The 17,434-nt window shown below is 50.3% G+C and carries 18 protein-coding genes; all 18 read left to right on the forward strand.

The genetic code is table 11. The features are described 5' to 3' along the window. The first annotated feature begins 44 nt into the window (after positions 1-44). Positions 45-2,141 carry a type I DNA topoisomerase gene (gene topA / locus PCH01S_RS21625; RefSeq protein WP_042232965.1) on the forward strand — a complete coding sequence of 699 codons (2,097 nt, stop codon included), beginning with the start codon at positions 45-47 and terminating at the stop codon, positions 2,139-2,141. A 36-nt stretch (positions 2,142-2,177) separates the two neighbouring features. Beyond that, the gene (trmFO, locus tag PCH01S_RS21630) at positions 2,178-3,512 is read left to right on the forward strand and encodes an FADH(2)-oxidizing methylenetetrahydrofolate--tRNA-(uracil(54)-C(5))-methyltransferase TrmFO (RefSeq protein WP_042232967.1); all 1,335 of its coding nucleotides are present in this window, start codon (positions 2,178-2,180) and stop codon (positions 3,510-3,512) included. 159 nt (positions 3,513-3,671) lie between these two features. Further along, positions 3,672-4,223, forward strand: coding sequence for an ATP-dependent protease subunit HslV (gene hslV, locus PCH01S_RS21635; RefSeq protein WP_009674471.1), 552 nt, complete (start codon positions 3,672-3,674; stop codon positions 4,221-4,223). Positions 4,224-4,299: 76 nt separating this feature from the next. Continuing rightward, positions 4,300-5,700, forward strand: coding sequence for an ATP-dependent protease ATPase subunit HslU (gene hslU, locus PCH01S_RS21640; RefSeq protein WP_042232969.1), 1,401 nt, complete (start codon positions 4,300-4,302; stop codon positions 5,698-5,700). A 63-nt stretch (positions 5,701-5,763) separates the two neighbouring features. After that, entirely contained in the window at positions 5,764-6,549 is a 786-nt protein-coding gene (gene codY, locus PCH01S_RS21645) for a GTP-sensing pleiotropic transcriptional regulator CodY (RefSeq protein ID WP_042232971.1), read from the forward strand. Positions 6,550-6,769: 220 nt separating this feature from the next. Beyond that, on the forward strand, positions 6,770-7,183 hold the full coding sequence (gene flgB, locus PCH01S_RS21650) for a flagellar basal body rod protein FlgB (protein ID WP_016423454.1): 414 nt from the start codon (positions 6,770-6,772) through the stop codon (positions 7,181-7,183). A gap of 3 nt (positions 7,184-7,186) precedes the next feature. Beyond that, positions 7,187-7,636, forward strand: coding sequence for a flagellar basal body rod protein FlgC (flgC, locus tag PCH01S_RS21655; RefSeq protein ID WP_042232974.1), 450 nt, complete (start codon positions 7,187-7,189; stop codon positions 7,634-7,636). 25 nt (positions 7,637-7,661) lie between these two features. Continuing rightward, the gene (fliE, locus tag PCH01S_RS21660; protein ID WP_009674468.1) at positions 7,662-7,973 is read left to right on the forward strand and encodes a flagellar hook-basal body complex protein FliE; all 312 of its coding nucleotides are present in this window, start codon (positions 7,662-7,664) and stop codon (positions 7,971-7,973) included. A gap of 49 nt (positions 7,974-8,022) precedes the next feature. Further along, positions 8,023-9,600, forward strand: a complete 1,578-nt coding sequence (gene fliF / locus PCH01S_RS21665; RefSeq protein ID WP_042232976.1) for a flagellar basal-body MS-ring/collar protein FliF — start codon at positions 8,023-8,025, stop codon at positions 9,598-9,600. Positions 9,601-9,612: 12 nt separating this feature from the next. Further along, positions 9,613-10,632 (forward strand): flagellar motor switch protein FliG, encoded by a 1,020-nt coding sequence (fliG, locus tag PCH01S_RS21670; RefSeq protein ID WP_042232979.1) that lies wholly within the window; start codon positions 9,613-9,615, stop codon positions 10,630-10,632. Continuing rightward, positions 10,625-11,458, forward strand: a complete 834-nt coding sequence (gene fliH, locus PCH01S_RS21675; RefSeq protein WP_042232981.1) for a flagellar assembly protein FliH — start codon at positions 10,625-10,627, stop codon at positions 11,456-11,458. Before fliG ends, fliH begins: the two co-directional genes overlap by 8 nt. Continuing rightward, entirely contained in the window at positions 11,455-12,780 is a 1,326-nt protein-coding gene (fliI, locus tag PCH01S_RS21680; protein WP_042232983.1) for a flagellar protein export ATPase FliI, read from the forward strand. The genes fliH and fliI overlap by 4 nt, the downstream gene beginning before the upstream one ends. A gap of 7 nt (positions 12,781-12,787) precedes the next feature. Further along, positions 12,788-13,234: a flagellar export protein FliJ gene (gene fliJ, locus PCH01S_RS21685; RefSeq protein WP_042232985.1), complete on the forward strand. Its 447-nt coding sequence runs from the start codon at positions 12,788-12,790 to the stop codon at positions 13,232-13,234. A 24-nt stretch (positions 13,235-13,258) separates the two neighbouring features. After that, complete coding sequence (locus tag PCH01S_RS21690) at positions 13,259-14,161, forward strand: MotE family protein (RefSeq protein ID WP_042232987.1); 903 nt, start codon at positions 13,259-13,261, stop codon at positions 14,159-14,161. A 30-nt stretch (positions 14,162-14,191) separates the two neighbouring features. Continuing rightward, positions 14,192-15,589, forward strand: a complete 1,398-nt coding sequence (locus PCH01S_RS21695) for a flagellar hook-length control protein FliK (RefSeq protein ID WP_042232990.1) — start codon at positions 14,192-14,194, stop codon at positions 15,587-15,589. Positions 15,590-15,633: 44 nt separating this feature from the next. Beyond that, the gene (locus PCH01S_RS21700; RefSeq protein ID WP_042232992.1) at positions 15,634-16,095 is read left to right on the forward strand and encodes a flagellar hook capping FlgD N-terminal domain-containing protein; all 462 of its coding nucleotides are present in this window, start codon (positions 15,634-15,636) and stop codon (positions 16,093-16,095) included. Next, complete coding sequence (locus PCH01S_RS21705) at positions 16,092-16,466, forward strand: TIGR02530 family flagellar biosynthesis protein (RefSeq protein WP_009676749.1); 375 nt, start codon at positions 16,092-16,094, stop codon at positions 16,464-16,466. Before PCH01S_RS21700 ends, PCH01S_RS21705 begins: the two co-directional genes overlap by 4 nt. A 120-nt stretch (positions 16,467-16,586) precedes the next feature. Beyond that, on the forward strand, positions 16,587-17,417 hold the full coding sequence (gene flgG / locus PCH01S_RS21710) for a flagellar basal body rod protein FlgG (RefSeq protein WP_042232996.1): 831 nt from the start codon (positions 16,587-16,589) through the stop codon (positions 17,415-17,417). Positions 17,418-17,434 lie beyond the last annotated feature (17 nt).

Here is a 17,434-nt window from a genome sequence, read left to right on the forward strand (position 1 = left end):
TACATGCAGCAGCAGATGACACTGAGGGGAGGAGCATTCGACCGATGGCAGACTCATTAGTGATTGTGGAATCACCGGCTAAGGCCAAAACGATCGGTAAATATTTGGGAAGCAAATATATTGTAAAAGCGTCGATGGGTCATATTCGGGACCTACCGAAAAGCCAGATCGGTGTAGAGGTTGAACGCGACTTCGAACCGAAATACATTACGATCCGCGGTAAAGGCTCCGTTTTGAAAGAATTGAAGGATGCCAGCAAAAAAGTGAAAAAAGTTTATCTCGCAGCTGACCCGGATCGCGAAGGGGAGGCTATCGCCTGGCATTTGGCGCACTATCTGGAGTTAAACGATACCGATAGCTGCCGCGTCGTATTCAATGAGATTACGAAGCAGGCGGTCAAAGACGCATTCAAAACACCGCGGCCGATTAACATCGATCTGGTGAACGCGCAGCAAGCCCGGCGTATTCTCGACAGGCTTGTGGGATACAAGATCAGTCCTCTTCTATGGAAGAAAGTCAAAAAGGGCTTATCCGCCGGACGCGTCCAATCCGTAGCCGTCAAACTCATTATGGACCGGGAAAACGAAATCAAGGCTTTCGTTCCCGAAGAGTACTGGACCATTACCGCGATGCTCGAGGCAGGCAAAGCCCACTTCGAAGCGAAATTTCACGGCATGGACGGCGCCAAGAAAGAACTCGGTTCCGAGGAAGAAGTTCAAGCGGTTCTGAAAGCGATTGAAGGAGCCCCTTTTGTCGTAAAGGAAGTGAAGGAAAAAGAACGGCTTCGCAATCCATCGCCGCCATTCATTACAAGTTCGCTTCAACAGGAGGCTGCCCGGAAACTCAATTTCCGTGCGGCCAAAACCATGTCCGTAGCGCAGCAGTTATATGAAGGGATCGACTTGGGCAAGGAAGGTACGGTCGGTTTAATTACTTATATGCGTACCGATTCCACCCGGATTTCTCCGGTAGCCCAGGAAGAAGCCAAGGAATACATCTTGGGGAAATACGGGGAGAGCTTTTACCCGGAAACCCCGCGTGTCTATACGAAGAAGGGTTCCAACACTCAGGATGCGCACGAAGGGATTCGTCCTTCTTCCGTAACGAGGGATCCGGATTCCGTTAAGGAATTTTTGTCTAGGGATCAGTTCCGCTTATACAAGCTGGTGTGGGAACGTTTCGTTGCGAGCCAGATGTCGTCCGCCGTGCTGGACACGATGACCATCGACCTGAACGTCGGAAACGCGGTTTTCCGGGCGGTCGGCTCCAAACTCAAGTTTCCGGGTTTCATGAAAGTATACGTGGAAGGCAACGACGACGGTACGACGGAAGAAGACAAATTGCTTCCTCCGCTTAAATCCGGAGATCAGGTCGTTTCCAACGAAATTCAACCGAAACAGCACTTCACTCAACCGCCTCCGCGATATACGGAAGCCCGTCTCGTACGCGCTCTCGAGGAACTGGGCATCGGCAGGCCGAGTACATACGCTCCGACGCTTGAAACGATCCAGAAGCGGGGATATGTGGCCATCGAGGAGAAGAAGTTCGTGCCCACCGAGCTGGGAGAACTGGTTATTCAACTGATGAGCGAGTTTTTCCCCGAAATTCTGGATGTGGAATTTACCGCGCAGATGGAAGAAGAGCTTGATCACGTAGGCGAAGGCAAAGAAAACTGGGTGAAGGTTCTCGACGAGTTTTACAGTTCATTCGAAAAACGGCTGGAGTTCGCCGAGGAAGAAATGAAGGAAATCGAAATCCAGGACGAAGTTTCGGATGAAATTTGTGAGAAGTGCGGTAAACATCTTGTTTATAAAATGGGACGTTTCGGCAAGTTTCTTGCCTGCTCCGGTTTTCCGGACTGCCGCAACACCAAACCGATCGTCAAGGATATCGGCGTCACATGTCCGAAATGCAAGGAAGGTAAAGTCGTGGAACGCCGGAGCAAGAAGGGCCGTATTTTTTACGGCTGCGACCATTATCCCGAGTGTGACTTCGTGTCGTGGGACAAACCGGTTGCCCAGCCTTGCCCGAACTGCGGCTCCATGATGATCGAGAAGCGGACGAAAACATCCGTCAATCACCAGTGTGTAGAGTGCGGATTTAAAGAAGAAGTAAAAGATGAAGCAAACGACGAAGGCTGATCGGATTGCTAACGATTGAAACTAGAGGTGTGAACATTGACAGCAGGACAAAAAGAAAAAGTAACCGTAATCGGTGCCGGACTGGCAGGAAGTGAAGCGGCTTTTCAAATCGCCAGCCAGGGCGTGCCCGTTGTATTGTACGAAATGCGTCCGGTACGGAAGACACCGGCACACATTACCGATAAATTCGCGGAGCTTGTGTGCAGCAACTCGCTGCGTGCGAACGGTCTGACGAACGCGGTAGGCGTTCTGAAGCAGGAGATGAGGGAGATGAACTCACTCATCCTCTCCAGTGCCGACAAGCATGCAGTGCCCGCTGGAGGCGCTCTGGCGGTGGATCGCGACGGCTTCTCCGGGGAGATCACGGATACCCTCCGCAATCATCCTCTCATTGAAGTGCGCACCGAGGAACTTAAGGAAATTCCGGACGGGATTACCGTTGTAGCTTCCGGTCCTCTTACATCCCCGGACTTGTCTGCAAGCCTGCAGGCGCTAATGGGGGAAGAATATTTATATTTCTATGATGCGGCCGCGCCGATTGTCGAGAAAGACTCCATTGATATGAGCAAAGTGTATCTGGCTTCCCGGTACGACAAAGGAGAAGCCGCTTATCTGAACTGCCCGATGACGGAGGCGGAATTCGATGCTTTCTACGAAGCACTGATCACGGCCGAAACGGCGCCTGTAAAGGAGTTCGAGAAAGAGATCTATTTTGAAGGCTGCATGCCGATCGAAGTGATGGCCAAACGCGGCAAACAAACCGCTCTGTACGGCCCGATGAAGCCGGTAGGTCTTATCAACCCGCATACGGGCGAGCTTCCTTACGCGGTCGTTCAACTTCGTCAGGACAACGCGGCGGGAACGCTGTACAATCTTGTCGGATTTCAAACGCATCTGAAATGGGGCGAACAGAAGCGGGTTCTGCAAATGATCCCGGGTCTGGAAAACGCCGAGTTCGTTCGCTACGGGGTTATGCACCGCAATACCTTTATCAACTCCCCCCGTCTGTTGAAACCGACTTATCAGTTCAAAAACCGGGATAAGTTGTTCTTTGCCGGACAGATGACCGGAGTGGAAGGATATGTCGAATCGGCCGCATCCGGCCTGATCGCCGGTATCAACGCGGGAAGATTGGCACAGGGGCTGGACTGCCTGGAGTTTCCGCTGGAAACCGCACTTGGCAGCATGGCGCAGTATATTACCACTGCGGACACTAAACACTTTCAGCCGATGAATGCCAACTTCGGTCTTTTCCCGCCGCTGGGCGAAAAAATCCGCAATAAAAAAATGAAGTACGAAAAGCTTGCGGAACGGGCAATTGAGACTATTCAGAATTTTTCGCAAAATACAGTCCAGTCAACTTGTAAGTGAAAGTGCGGCTGTGTTACGATTAAGTTGTTTTGAACGACGCTGTACACAACCACTTTAAATCAAACTCCGGAAGCAGCATCAAAACAACCTTTTGCTGCTGCTTCTTATTTTCCGTTCTCTCGCAGCAGGCAGCTTCGGAAAAGAATCGAGAGGTGAACTATGGATCCGACAAATGCGACTTTTCATGCCACCACGATATTCGCCATCCGTAAAGACGGCCGCGGGGCGATAGCCGGAGACGGCCAAGTGACTTTCGGCAACAGCATGATTATGAAGAACACAGCGAAGAAAGTGCGTCGCCTGTACCGGGGAAAAGTGATTTCCGGGTTTGCGGGGTCTGTCGCGGATGCGATTACCTTGTTTGAGAAGTTCGAAGGCAAGCTGGAGGAGCATCATGGAAATCTTCAGCGGGCGGCCGTAGAACTGGCGAAGGAATGGAGATCCGACCGCGTACTGCGCAAACTGGAGGCCATGATGATCGTGATGGACGAACACGGACTTCTGCTCATTTCGGGCAACGGGGAAATTATCGAGCCGGATGACGGCATCGTTGCAATCGGTTCGGGAGGCAGTTTTGCCCTGGCGGCAGGCCGCGCCCTCTCTCGTTACGCAACCGACATGAGCGCAGCCGACATTGCGAAAGCATCGCTTGAGATGGCCGCGGATATTTGCGTGTTTACGAATCACAATATTATCGTGGAAGAAATATAACGCCGACCGACGAGCAATAGGCAGGTAAGGCTTGCAACCAAGTCTTACCCGGCACTATATGAAGGAGGGGTTCCTTTTGAGCACAAGCTCCCTTACACCCAGACAAATCGTGCAAGAGCTGGACCGGTATATTGTCGGTCAGAAGCAGGCCAAGAAGTCCGTAGCCGTCGCCCTGCGCAACCGTTTTCGCCGCAGCAGACTGGAAGAATCCATGCGTGACGAGATTGTGCCCAAAAATATCCTGATGATCGGACCCACTGGTGTGGGCAAGACGGAGATAGCAAGACGACTCGCTAAACTGGTCGGAGCCCCCTTTGTGAAGCTGGAAGCTACAAAATTTACCGAGGTCGGCTATGTGGGCAGGGATGTGGAGTCCATGGTCCGGGATCTCGTTGAAACGTCGATACGCATGGTTAAGAGCGAACGTACCGAAAGTGTGAAGGAACGGGCGGAAGAGCTTGCCAACGAGCGTCTGGTGTCTATTCTGGCGCCAAGCGCAAGCCGTCCCAAATTTCAGCGCAACCCGCTGGAGATGATTTTCGGCAATCAGCAGGGCAGCCAGGAACCGGAAGAGGATGATAAGGATCCTCAACTGGCAACGAAGCGCGCGCAGATTAAAGAACAGCTTAAGCGCGGTGAACTCGAAAATTACATCGTTGAAGTCGATGTGGAAGATAATTCTCCCTCCATGCTGGATATGCTGGCTGGCCAGGGACAGGATCAAGCCGGCATGAACATGCAGGAAATGTTCGGCAGTCTCCTGCCGAAACGCACGAAGAAGCGGAAGCTTCCCGTTAAAGAAGCCAGAAAAGTGCTTACCCAGGACGAAGCGCAGAAGCTGATCGATATGGATGAGGTTATTCAGGAATCCATCCGGCGTGCCGAACAAAGCGGAATCATCTTTCTGGATGAAATCGATAAAATCGCGGGTAACGGGCGTGGAAGCGGCGGACCGGATGTTTCCCGCGAAGGCGTCCAGCGCGATATTCTCCCGATCGTGGAAGGCTCTACGGTCGTAACGAAGTATGGGCCTGTCAAGACGGATTACATTCTGTTTATTGCGGCCGGGGCTTTTCATGTTTCCAAGCCTTCCGATCTGATACCGGAGCTTCAGGGTCGTTTTCCGATCCGGGTAGAGCTCAGCAATTTAACGCTTGAAGATTTTGTTTCCATTCTCAAGGAACCTAAAAACGCGTTAACCAAGCAGTATACGGCTTTGCTTGAAACCGAAGGAATCCGAATCGAGTTCAGTCAGTCCGCTATCGAAGAGATTGCGCGCATTGCGGTCGAAGTCAATCAGAGTACGGAAAACATCGGTGCGCGGCGGCTGCATACCATTTTGGAGAAGCTGCTGGAAGATTTATCGTTCGAAGCTCCGGATTTAAATCTGGAGGAAATGGTAATCACGCCTGAATACGTCCGCGAGAAGTTGGGTGATATCGTTCAGAACCGGGATTTGAGCCAATATATTTTGTAAACCGGAAGGCCTACCTGCCTTCGGTTTTCTATTCTTGGGTATAAGATTGTGGGAGGCAAGCCAATGACCTTGTTGAACAAAACGAGAAGGCTTAACCGTCTGCTCCAGAAGGAGGCGGTGAGTGCTGTCAGTTTTATGGATATGGCCGAGGTTTTGCGGGACACCATTCACTCCAATGTGTATGTGGTCAGCAGACGAGGCAAACTGTTAGGATACGCGACGACGAATGAACTGCCGACTTCGGCGATCAATCGAATCGTGGCGGAGGAGAAGAGATTCTCGCCGGAATTCAATCATTTTCTTCTAAAGGTGGATGAAACCACTTCGAATTCGGATGCACTTGAAATGTTTCCGACTTTTGTGGAAGAAATGAAGAACTTAAGAGAATATACCTACTTCACCATTGTGCCGATTTTAGGTGGTGGCGACAGACTTGGGACTTTAGTCCTATGTAGAACGCACTCTGCCTTTACGGATGATGATTATATCTTGGCAGAGTATGGGTCAACAGTCGTAGCCATGGAAATCCTCCATATGCGGGCGGAAGAGGTTGAGCAGGAGGCAAGAAGCAAGGCAGTGGTTCAAGTTGCCATCGGTTCTTTGTCGTTCAGCGAACTGGAGGCAGTGGAGCATATTTTCGAAGAATTAGAAGGAAAAGAAGGACTTCTCGTTGCAAGCAAGATTGCAGATCGTGTCGGAATAACTCGATCGGTGATCGTAAATGCACTCCGTAAACTGGAAAGCGCGGGTGTCATTGAGACGCGTTCTCTTGGTATGAAAGGAACGTACATTCGCATATTAAATGATCAGTTGATTCAGGCGATTGAACAAGTTAAGTCTAAAATGTAACAAAAATTTCATACTTATGTATGAACCAAACGAAGGCCCATCTTCCTAAAGATAGGGCTTTTTTCTCATTGTCTATTTCCAGACTTTTCTTCATGATAATTTTAGCAACATTATTCTACATAATGTACACACTTTGAATAATCCTTGTGTCGAAGTTAGGAGGAATGTAAAGTTTCATTATGGAATTTAGTTTCATAAAGACATAAAAGGTGGGGTAACCATGTTCTTGCTAAACCAAGCCGGATTTCAGTGGATGGAGAAATCGCTGGATGCATCAGCTCTCCGGCAGCGGGTAATTTCCAACAATGTGGCCAACGCCGACACTCCTCATTTTAAAAGGTCAGACGTTCTGTTCGAGGAATTGCTTCAAGAGAAAATGACCGGAAACCAGCCGGTGTTGGAAGGCAGACGCACGAATTCGAGACACTTGCAAATTCCTTCTAATACCAACTTACCCGGCCAAGCGGTTGTTGAATCAGATCCGAACAGTTTGATGAACAACAATTTAAACAACGTCGACATGGATTACGAGATGTCATTGATGGCCAAAAATCAGCTTAAATACAACACGATGGTACAAGAGATGAATAACGAGTTCCGTAAACTGAAGATTGCGATGGATGGGAGAAGATAAGAGATGAGAATCACGAATAGCTTTGACATCAGCGCATCGGCACTAACGACGCAGCGTTTAAGAATGGATGTCATCTCTTCGAATATCGCGAATGCGGATACGACCCGGGCGTCATTTGTGAACGGGCAGTGGACACCCTATCAGCGCAAAATCGTTTCGGTAGAACCGAAAAACCAGCCAACGTTCGCTCAAATGCTAAACTCAGCAATGACGGACGGTACGGGACAGGGGGTTCGGGTATCCAGCATTTCCGGAGATACGACTCCGTTCAAGCAGGTATACAATCCTTCGCACCCGGACGCCAATCAGCAGGGGTACGTCATGATGCCGAACGTCGATGTCGCCAAGGAAATGGTGGATATGATTTCCGCCACAAGGTCTTATGAAGCAAACGTAACGGCTCTTAACGCAAGCAAAGGCATGATTAGCAAAGCGCTTGAAATCGGCAGATGATAAAAGATAAAAAAGGAGAATGAGTGTGGTAAACCCGACTTATCTAAATGCATTTTCTCCGGTGCAGACAATAAAGCAGCCGGTGGGGAGCGAGCCTGCAAGTGCCTCCCAATTTACAAAGCAGTTTTCCTCTTTTCTCAGCGAGGCCATGAACGGGTTGAATTCGGACCAGCATACGGTAGACGGACTCAATCAGCAATTCGCCAAAGGAGAATTATCGGACGTCCATCAATTGATGATTGCTTCCGAAAAAGCATCGCTCGGTTTAGAGTTCACCGTCCAGGTGCGCAATAAAGTCGTGGAAGCTTATCAGGAAGTCATGAGGATGCAGCTCTAACGGCGGCTGAACCATGATCGACATTGATTGAATCGGATGGGGTGACATTGTGAACGAAAGATTGCTCCAATATTGGGAGAAAGCCAAACAGTATTGGAATCAATATAGCAAAACGACCAAGCTTACTTTTATAGCTGCATTGTTCGTTCTCCTATTGACTATTGGAATCATCAGCTACAATCTCGCGAAAACCGAGTATTCACTGGCATATACGAATCTCCAACCGGCGGATGCCGCTGCGATTAAAGGGTATCTGGACACAGCGAAAATCCCTTATAACCTCAGTTCCGACGGAAAAAGCATTGAAGTGCCGAAGAACGAAGTCGCCAATGTCAAGCTGGGCATTGAATCGCAAGGCTTGAACAAAGGAAGTTCGATCGGTTACGACGCGTTCGCTTCGGACAGTGCCTTCGGAATGACGGACAACGAGTTTAAAGTGAAATATTTAAGCGCGGTGCAGGGAGAGCTTCAACAGCTTATCAATTCCAACGAAGCGGTGGATAAATCGAAGGTTCTGATCTCGATGCCGGATGAAACGGTATTTCTCGCCAACCAGAAGCAAGAAGCCACGGCGTCGGTTGTACTGAACGTAAAGCAGGGCTATTCGCTGGATCAGGGGCAAGTAGACACGATTTATAACCTTGTTTCACACAGCGTTAAAAATTTGCCGCTGCAGAACATAACGATTTCCGATCAGTACGGTCAGTTCCTGGCTTACTCGAAGGAAACGAACGGCGGTCAAAGCACTTCAGGTCTGGTTCAGAACCAATTCGACATCAGACGCAAGTTTGAAACAAGCGTACAGGGAAATATTACAAATCTTCTCAACAAAATGCTCGGTCCCGACAAAGTGGTAGTCAGTGTTTTCTCGACGATGAACTTCGACCAGAAGAAAACGACGGAAAATCTGGTAACGCCTCCTAATTTGGAAGACAAGAAGGGACTTGAAATTTCTACCCAAGAATCCTCCAAAACTTCTACGAGTACGGGAGGAAATCCGGGGGGAGTGGCCGGAACCGGTCAGACGGACGTACCTGGTTATCCGGGAGGAGCCGCATCCGGTAATGCCAACTCCGAAGAAAGCAGCAAAACGGTCAATTACGAAATTAACCGCATCACGAACGACATCATCCAGACGCCTTATGTCGTCAAGGATATCAGCATCAATATCGGATTTGATTCAACGGGGAAAGACCAGGCCGCGGTAGCGGAATTGAAAGGTCTTATCGAAGGGCAAATGGCGAACATTGTTCGTGCGTCGCTTGCCGACAACAAGGTGGAATACACACCGGCTCAAATTCAGGACAAAGTGAAAGTAGTTCCTCAAACATTCGTAACACCATCCGGAATTGCGGGTACGAATTGGCAGCAATATCTTCTGTACGGCGGAATCGGTTTGGCTGCTCTGCTGCTCGGTGCGCTCGGGATGTACGCCATCAGAAGAAAGAAAAAAGCTGGAGAAGAAGAGGATGAGCTTGACCTTCCACCGGCAAAAGTGGAATATCCTACGATCGATATCGAGAATGTCTCCAACGAAAATCAAGTACGCAAGCAATTAGAGACGCTAGCCAAGAAAAAGCCGGACGAATTTGTCAATTTGCTTAGAACCTGGCTGGTGGATGAATAGAGGTGTGGGTGTTTGGCAAGAGGAGCAATACAGCAGGGGTTAACGGGAAGGCAAAAAGCGGCGATTCTGCTTATCAGCCTCGGACCGGAAGTTTCTGCTCAAATTTTCAAGCATTTGCGTGAAGATGAAATTGAGCAGCTTACCCTCGAAATCGCAAATGTACGCAAGGTAGACGCCTTAGAGAAAGAATCGATTTTATCGGAGTTTCACCAAATTTGCCGGGCTCAGGAATACATCTCCCAAGGCGGTATCGCCTATGCGAAAGAAATTCTTGAAAAAGCGCTCGGTTCCAACAAAGCCGTCGATATTATTAACCGGCTGACGGCTAATCTGCAGGTAAGGCCGTTCGATTTTGCCCGAAAAGCGGATCCTGCGCAGATTTTAAACTTTATCCAAAACGAGAATTCGCAAACGATTGCACTCGTCCTGTCTTATCTTCAGGCGGAACAAGCCTCGATCATTTTGTCTTCCCTGCCGCAAGAGAAGCAGGCGGACGTTGCGAAACGGATCGCTCTGATGGACAGCACGTCACCGGAAGTGATTTCTCAAGTGGAGAGAGTGCTCGAACAGAAACTCTCGGCTACCGTTACACAGGACTACACATCGGCCGGCGGTATTTCTTCGATCGTTCAAATCTTGAACGGAGTAGACAGAGGTACGGAGCGTACCATTCTGGATTCGCTCGAAATTCAAGATCCCGAACTCGCCGAAGAAATCAAGAAGCGGATGTTCGTTTTCGAAGATATCGTCAATGTGGACAACCGTTCCATTCAACGCATCGTCCGCGATATCGAAAATGCCGACCTTCAGCTTGCGCTTAAAGTGGCGAGCGAGGAAGTCCGCGAAGCTATTTTCCGCAACATGTCCAAACGGATGGCGGAGACGTTCAAAGAAGAAATGGAATTTATGGGCCCGGTTCGGCTGCGCGATGTGGAAGAAGCGCAAACCCGGATCGTATCAACAATTCGCCGCCTAGAAGAATCCGGAGAAATCATCATCGCACGCGGTGGAGGAGACGATATTATTGTCTAACATCCTAAAGCCTTTCCATTATGCTCCAGCGGATGAGACAAACGCTTACCGGGTACCGGTCAAACCGATTTATACGCCGCAGGCTGAGCTTCCGGAAGATGAACCGCGGTTCACTCCAGAAGAAGAAGCGCAGCTGAGCGAAGCGGAAAGCTTAAAACGGCATATTCTCGAGGACGCTGAATCCTTCGCGCAATCCCATATGCAGCAGGCGATCCAGGAAGTATCCGAACTGAAAGAACAGACGGAAGCCGAGATCGAAGCTTGGTGGATGCAGCGACGCGAAGAAGATGAGCAGCATCAGGAGCAGGCCCGGACAACCGGCTACGAAACGGGTTATCAAGAAGGCTTGGATCAAGCCCGGCAGGATGTCAGCCAGCAGTACGATGAGATGTTATCGGAAGCGCGGCAGGTTCTCGAACAGGCTTACCGGGTGAAACAGCAAGTCATTCAGGAAGCGGAACCTTTTCTCATCGAATTGAGCTGCTCCATTGCGGAGAAAATCATTTCCAAGCAGCTTACCGTATCGCCTGAATGGATGATCGAAACGATTCGCAGCGTACTGGCTCGTCGAAAAGAGAGCGGAACGATCACGCTTTGCATTGCACCACGCCACTTCGCTTACATTCAGGATGCCCGCGAAGAACTGCTGTCGGCAATCGACTCGCAGGCCGAGCTGGAAATTATTCCGGATGCGAGTGTTCAGGACGAAGGCTGTGTAGTCCGTTCCACGTTCGGAAGCATTGACGCCCGCATCGATACGCAGCTTCACGAGATCAAGCTGGCCTTGCAGCGAATTGCCCTTCACGGTGAAGGTGACGAATCATGAGTCAAGGTAGCCCGAATGCAGGCAAATATGTAGATTTTCTAAGGCAGCTGGATCCTGTCCGGGTAAACGGCAAAGTGACGCAAGTGATCGGCTTAACCGTTGAATCGGAAGGTCCGGATGTAAGTATCGGCGAGCTCTGCCACATCTATCCTCATAAATCCAATCAACCGTTGATGGCGGAAGTGGTCGGATTCAGAGGCAATAAGGTCATTCTGATGCCGCTTGGCGAACTTGAAGCGATCGGCCCCGGATGTGATGTGGTCGGAACTGGCAAGCCGTTGACGGTGCAGGTCGGACACGAGCTGCTCGGCAAAGTATTGAACGGTCTTGGTCAACCTTTGGACGGTTCGTTCTTACCGTCAAGAATGGCTCATGTTTCTACGAACAATGTCCCCGGCAATCCTTTGTCGAGACCGCGGGTTCAAGAGCCGCTTGGCGTCGGTGTCCGGGCAATTGACGGACTGCTTACCGTAGGCAAGGGACAACGGGTCGGTATTTTCGCCGGTTCTGGGGTTGGCAAAAGCACTCTGCTCGGCATGGTCGCGAGAAACACGTCAGCGGACGTCAATGTGATCGCGCTTATCGGAGAACGGGGCCGTGAGGTTCTCGAATTCGTCGAGAAAGATCTCGGGCCGGAAGGCTTGGCGCGTTCTGTCGTCATTGTCGCTACGTCGGATCAACCGGCGATGGTTCGGATCAAGGGAGCTTTCATCGCAACGAGCATTGCCGAATATTTCCGTGATCGCGGGATGAACGTCATGCTCATGATGGACTCCGTAACCCGCTTTGCGATGGCTCAGCGCGAGGTCGGTCTGGCGGTCGGAGAGCCTCCGGCGACGAGAGGCTATACGCCTTCGGTTTTCGCCCTTCTGCCCAAGCTGCTTGAACGGTCCGGAACCGGGTTGAAAGGCTCGATTACGGCTTTTTATACGGTGCTGGTGGACGGTGACGATATGAATGAGCCTATCGCGGATGCGGTTCGTGGTATTCTTGACGGTCATATCGTCTTGGACCGGAATATCGCCAACAAAGGCCAGTATCCCGCCATTAATGTTCTTGCCAGCGTAAGCCGGGTGATGAAAGAAATCGTTACCCAGGAGCAGCTCGACGCTGCGGCTCATCTCAAACGAATGCTTTCTGTCTATAAGGATTCGGAAGACTTGATAAATTTGGGGGCGTACCAGAGAGGATCAAATCAAGAAATTGATATTTCGCTTCAGTATATGGATGAGATCCTTGATTTTGTTAAACAAAAAACCAATGAAAAAGTGACGTTGGAAGAAGCCCAACAGCGCTTGATCGATCATTTTTCGTTAGGATGAGGCTAATATGAAATTCCAGTATGCGTTTCAGCAGATCGTAAATTTGAAAAATAATGAGCGTTCGCAGGCGGAGTGGAATCTCTCTACTGCCATCGGCAACCTGAATCACGAAGAAAGCTCTCTTCAGGAGCTGATTCATCTCAAAAACGAAGCCCAGGAGAAAATGCTGGAAACATCCATGCGTCCGGTTTCCATGCTGGAGATTCGTCAGCTGCAGTCTTATGTGGATCACATCGAGCATCTGATTGCGCGCAAACGTCACGACGTCTCCAAAGCCCAGCGCCATGTGAATCACAACAGGGACCTCCTGAACGACAAAATGGTCGATGAGAAAGTCTGGACGAAAGCGCGGGATAAAGCGTTGGAGCAGTTTACCGGTTTTGTTCTGAAAAAGGAACAAGAGGCACTGGACGAAATTGCATCCAACCGGCATATCCGTTTGTCCTATCAGTAAACCCGCACGAAAGGAGGAGGCGTCATGGAAGAAGCAGGCACAGAGTCGTCCTCGGGCGGTAAATTGGAACGTTTTCTGGTCTGGTTTCTGATCCCGTTCGTGTTTACGGCCGTTCTTCTTGGTGTTCTTCTATCCGTTTTTGATTACGATGTGATGAAAACTGTCCAGCGGACGCTGAACAAAATCCCGATCGTGGGGGAAATGATTCCCCTGCCGAAAGAGGATGCGCAAAGCGCTCCCGCAGCTAAAGGGACGGAAGAAGATGCGGTAAAGACGAAAACCAAGGAAATCGAGCAGTTGAACAGCAAGGTGCAGGAGCTTAAAACAGAGCTGGATAAAGCGGATCAGACGAGTGCCCAGAAGGACAAAACGATTCTGGACCTCAAGCAGCAAAAGGCGGAGCTGGAAGATAAAGAGCTGGCCAAACAGGATGAAGAGTACGACAAGAAAGTACGGGAACTCGCTTCGGTTTATGCGAAGATGATGCCGAGTAAGGCCGCTCAAATCATCCAAAACCTGAGTCCGCAGGAAACGATTCTCGTTCTGAATGCGATGAAAACAGACGAACGGGTAAAAGTGCTTGAAAAAATGGATCCGAAGAAAGCGGCGGACGCTTCGATCGCGCTCAAGGATCTGACAACTTCCCAGGATCAAAAAATCGCGGCACTCCAGGATCGTCTCGTTCTCCAGCAAAAGCCGGATTCCGCGCAAAAGAAGATGACTTCGGCTGAGCTGAGCCAGACGTTCGCATCGATGGATGCGTCCAAAGCCGCGAAAGTGTTAACCGATATGTACGGGAAAAACTCGGCTCAGGTGTTAACCATCCTAAGGGAAATGGACACGAGCAAGCGTGCCGCATTGATGGGCGAAATCGCAGGCATCAGCAAGGAAACCGCGGCTTCCATTACCGGTAATCTAGTTCCATAAATCATCCATGAAAGGAGGTGAAAATAGACAATGGAAATGCCAGTAGCAAGTACGACTCCATCCGCGCCGTCAGCAGGATCTACGGCGGTTAAAGCGGGAACGGCAAAGACTGCAGCACCGGCCGCAACGTCAGCGGGAAACGGCAAGGGCGATGCGGGAACTTTTCAACAGGTGATGAACGGCCAGCTTCAGAAGGAAGCGGGTGAGGAGAATGCCAGCCCCGTCGATTCCATCCTGGCCGGTCTGCTTCAAGTGATTCCTTTCCTCCCGGCGCCTGTCCAGGAAGCTCTGAGCGATATGGAAGGGCAAACGGGAACGGACGGAATGGCGGATCTTTTGCTCAGCAGTATTCAGAGCAGTCCGGAGCTGTTCAGCCAGTTGAGCCAGTCCGATGCCATGCAGCAGTGGGCAAACGATGCTTCAGCTTTGCTTCAACTGTTAAGCGGGACGCAGCAAACCGGATTACAGGCCATTCAGCTTGACAGCGGCGACGCTTCGCTGAAACTTCAGAAGACGATTTTGGATTTGACGGCCATGCTTAAGCAGCAGCCGGATCATCCGCTTTTGCAGCAGTTGTCCGCCGAATTTAAGCAGCTTGTAGAATCGGCGCTGCCGTCGCTTGTGAACCAACAGCAAGCAGATGCAGCCGGTAAAGCAGCGGCTAAAGCGGCCGAAATGGAATTGACGCTGCCTGCTAGTGCAACTGACAGCAACCCTGATGCCGCGGCGCCGGTGATGACCGTCACAAAGACAGGAAGCGTCAAAGCTTCATTGGAATTGTTGGCTGCAAGAACCGGAGTCTGGAACTCGGTGAGACAAGCGGCTCATGAATCCGTTGAGGCGGTACAGACCTCCACTACCTCGGCATCCGAAAACGAGCCGGCAGCGAATGGTTTGACAGGACTTCAAGAAGGAATGAAAACAACTCTTCCGGAGCAGGCGGCCAAAGCGGCAGCTCCAACGATTTCAGCTCAAAATTTCGCTCAAGAACTAAGTCAGTTCATGGTGAAGCGCATGAGTCTGAAAATGGGGAACGGTTTCTCGGAAGCAAAACTTTCGCTCCGTCCGCAGCATTTGGGAACCATTGATGTGGTCCTTACGATGCAAAATGGGCAATTGGTTGCCCAGTTTACAGCGGATACGGCACTGGGAAAAGAGCTTCTCGAAAGCCAACTCGCACATTTGAGACAATCTCTACACAGTCAAGGCGTTCAGGTAGACAAGATGGAAGTCGGCCAAAACACCATGTCCTCCACAATGTTCCAAGATTCCAGACAACAGCAGTCTTCGCAGCAGTTTCTTCAGCAGCGCGGCGGCGGAAGCAATCAAGGCAATTCGGAAGAGCTTACGGAATGGAACGAAGAGTTGAAAATTTTGGAGGAAACAAGAAAAGCGGCTTTAGGAAATTCCTTCGAAACCTCGGCTTGATCAAGACTGAAATGACAGACTCAGCTTAGATAGGAGGTGCAGCAATGGCAGAACTTTGGGGAGATTTGACCAAAACGGGCTCTACGACGAACACGGCAAGCGCAGCTTCGAAAGCCAAAGACAAGAAGGACGGCTCGATTCTCGGCAAAGATGACTTTCTTAAAATTCTGATCACCCAGCTTCAAAATCAGGATCCTATGCAGCCTATGCAGGATAAAGAATTTGTGGCGCAAATGGCCCAATTCACTTCGGTCGAGCAGTTGTCAAACATGGCTTCCGAAATGAAATTGCTCCGGTCTTCGCTCGGATTCACTTCGAGTCTGATCGGGAAGGACATCAGTTGGATGGGCAAAACGGACAGCGGAGAAACGGTGATGTCGAATGGAGTCGTCGAATCCATAATCGTCCGGGACGGTGTACAGTACGCGACGGTCGGCGGGAAAGAAGTCAAGCTGGAGGAAGTCCTCAAAATTGAGAATCAGAAGCCGGCGGTTCCTGCACCATGACCGAACGTATAACGGTAGGAAGACTATATCCCACTCCTCCGGCACCTCTTCAGCGAAACGGCGGAGCCAGACCGGCTGCCGGACGCTCCGAATTCGATCAGCTCCTGCAAAGCGAACTGGTCAAGTTCAGTCATCATGCGGAAACCCGGTTGAAACAACGGGGGATTCAAATCGACAACGAGCAGTTGGCTAAGCTTGAAAACGCCATCGACAAAGCGGCCGCCAAGGGTGCCAAAGATACATTGATGGTGCTGGGTGGAACGGCCCTTATCGTGAACGTCCCGAACCGGACGGTGATCACGGCTCTGGACGGAGCCAAGCTGCAGGATCAGGTTTTTACGCAAATAGACAGTGCAGTCATCATTTCATAGAAACATTACCGAACAAAGCGGGCTGGACCCAACAGGAGGCCCTGATAGCTGCGGACCGATAGAAGCGGCTTTAAAGGAAGATGCCCACCCAGGCGGGCGACATAAGAGGAGGAACGACAAATGTTAAGATCCATGTACTCCGGTATTTCGGGCATGCGCGGTTTTCAGACGAAGCTCGATGTGATCGGCAATAACATTTCCAACGTGAATACGGTAGGCTTCAAAAAAGGCCGCGTCATGTTCCAGGACATTCTGAGCCAGACGGTAGCTGGAGAAACAGCCCCGACGTCTACGACGCAAGGGGGAATCAACTCGAAGCAAATCGGTCTCGGTGTAGGTACTGCTGCGATTGACACTGTGCATACGGGCGGAAGTGCTATGACAACAAACGTTCCTACTGACCTAAGAATTGATGGTAATGGATTCTTTGGAGTAACTCAGAACGGACAAGACCCACTATATTTGACACGAGCTGGGAACTTTTATGTCGATGGGGACAATTATATCGTGAACCCGGATGGTATGTACTTGATGTCAACAGATTCCGAGCCTATCCAACTTGATGCTAACGCCACTAAATTTTCAATTTCTCAAGATGGAACGGTGATGCAGGTCATAGGAGGAGTTCCAACTCCTTCAGATTATAAAGTGGCAGTTGTAAAAGTGGCCAATCCGGCTGGTTTGAATAAAGCTGGTGGTAATCTTTACGAATATACTCCTAATGCTGATGTGAATAACACAATTGATGTCGCCTATCTTTCGAACGCATTGCCCGCTGACCCGGTCACCGGCACAGGCTCCATCATCGCCGGACAGCTTGAAATGTCCAACGTGGATCTGACCGAGGAGTTTTCCGAAATGATCGTTTCCCAGCGTGGTTTCCAGGCGAACTCCCGGATTATCACCACGTCGGATGAAATTTTGCAAGAGATCGTTAACCTGAAACGCTAATAATAGGCAAAGGTAAA

This window comes from Paenibacillus chitinolyticus NBRC 15660, from assembly GCF_000739915.1.
GTDB lineage: Bacteria > Bacillota > Bacilli > Paenibacillales > NBRC-103111 > Paenibacillus_F > Paenibacillus_F chitinolyticus.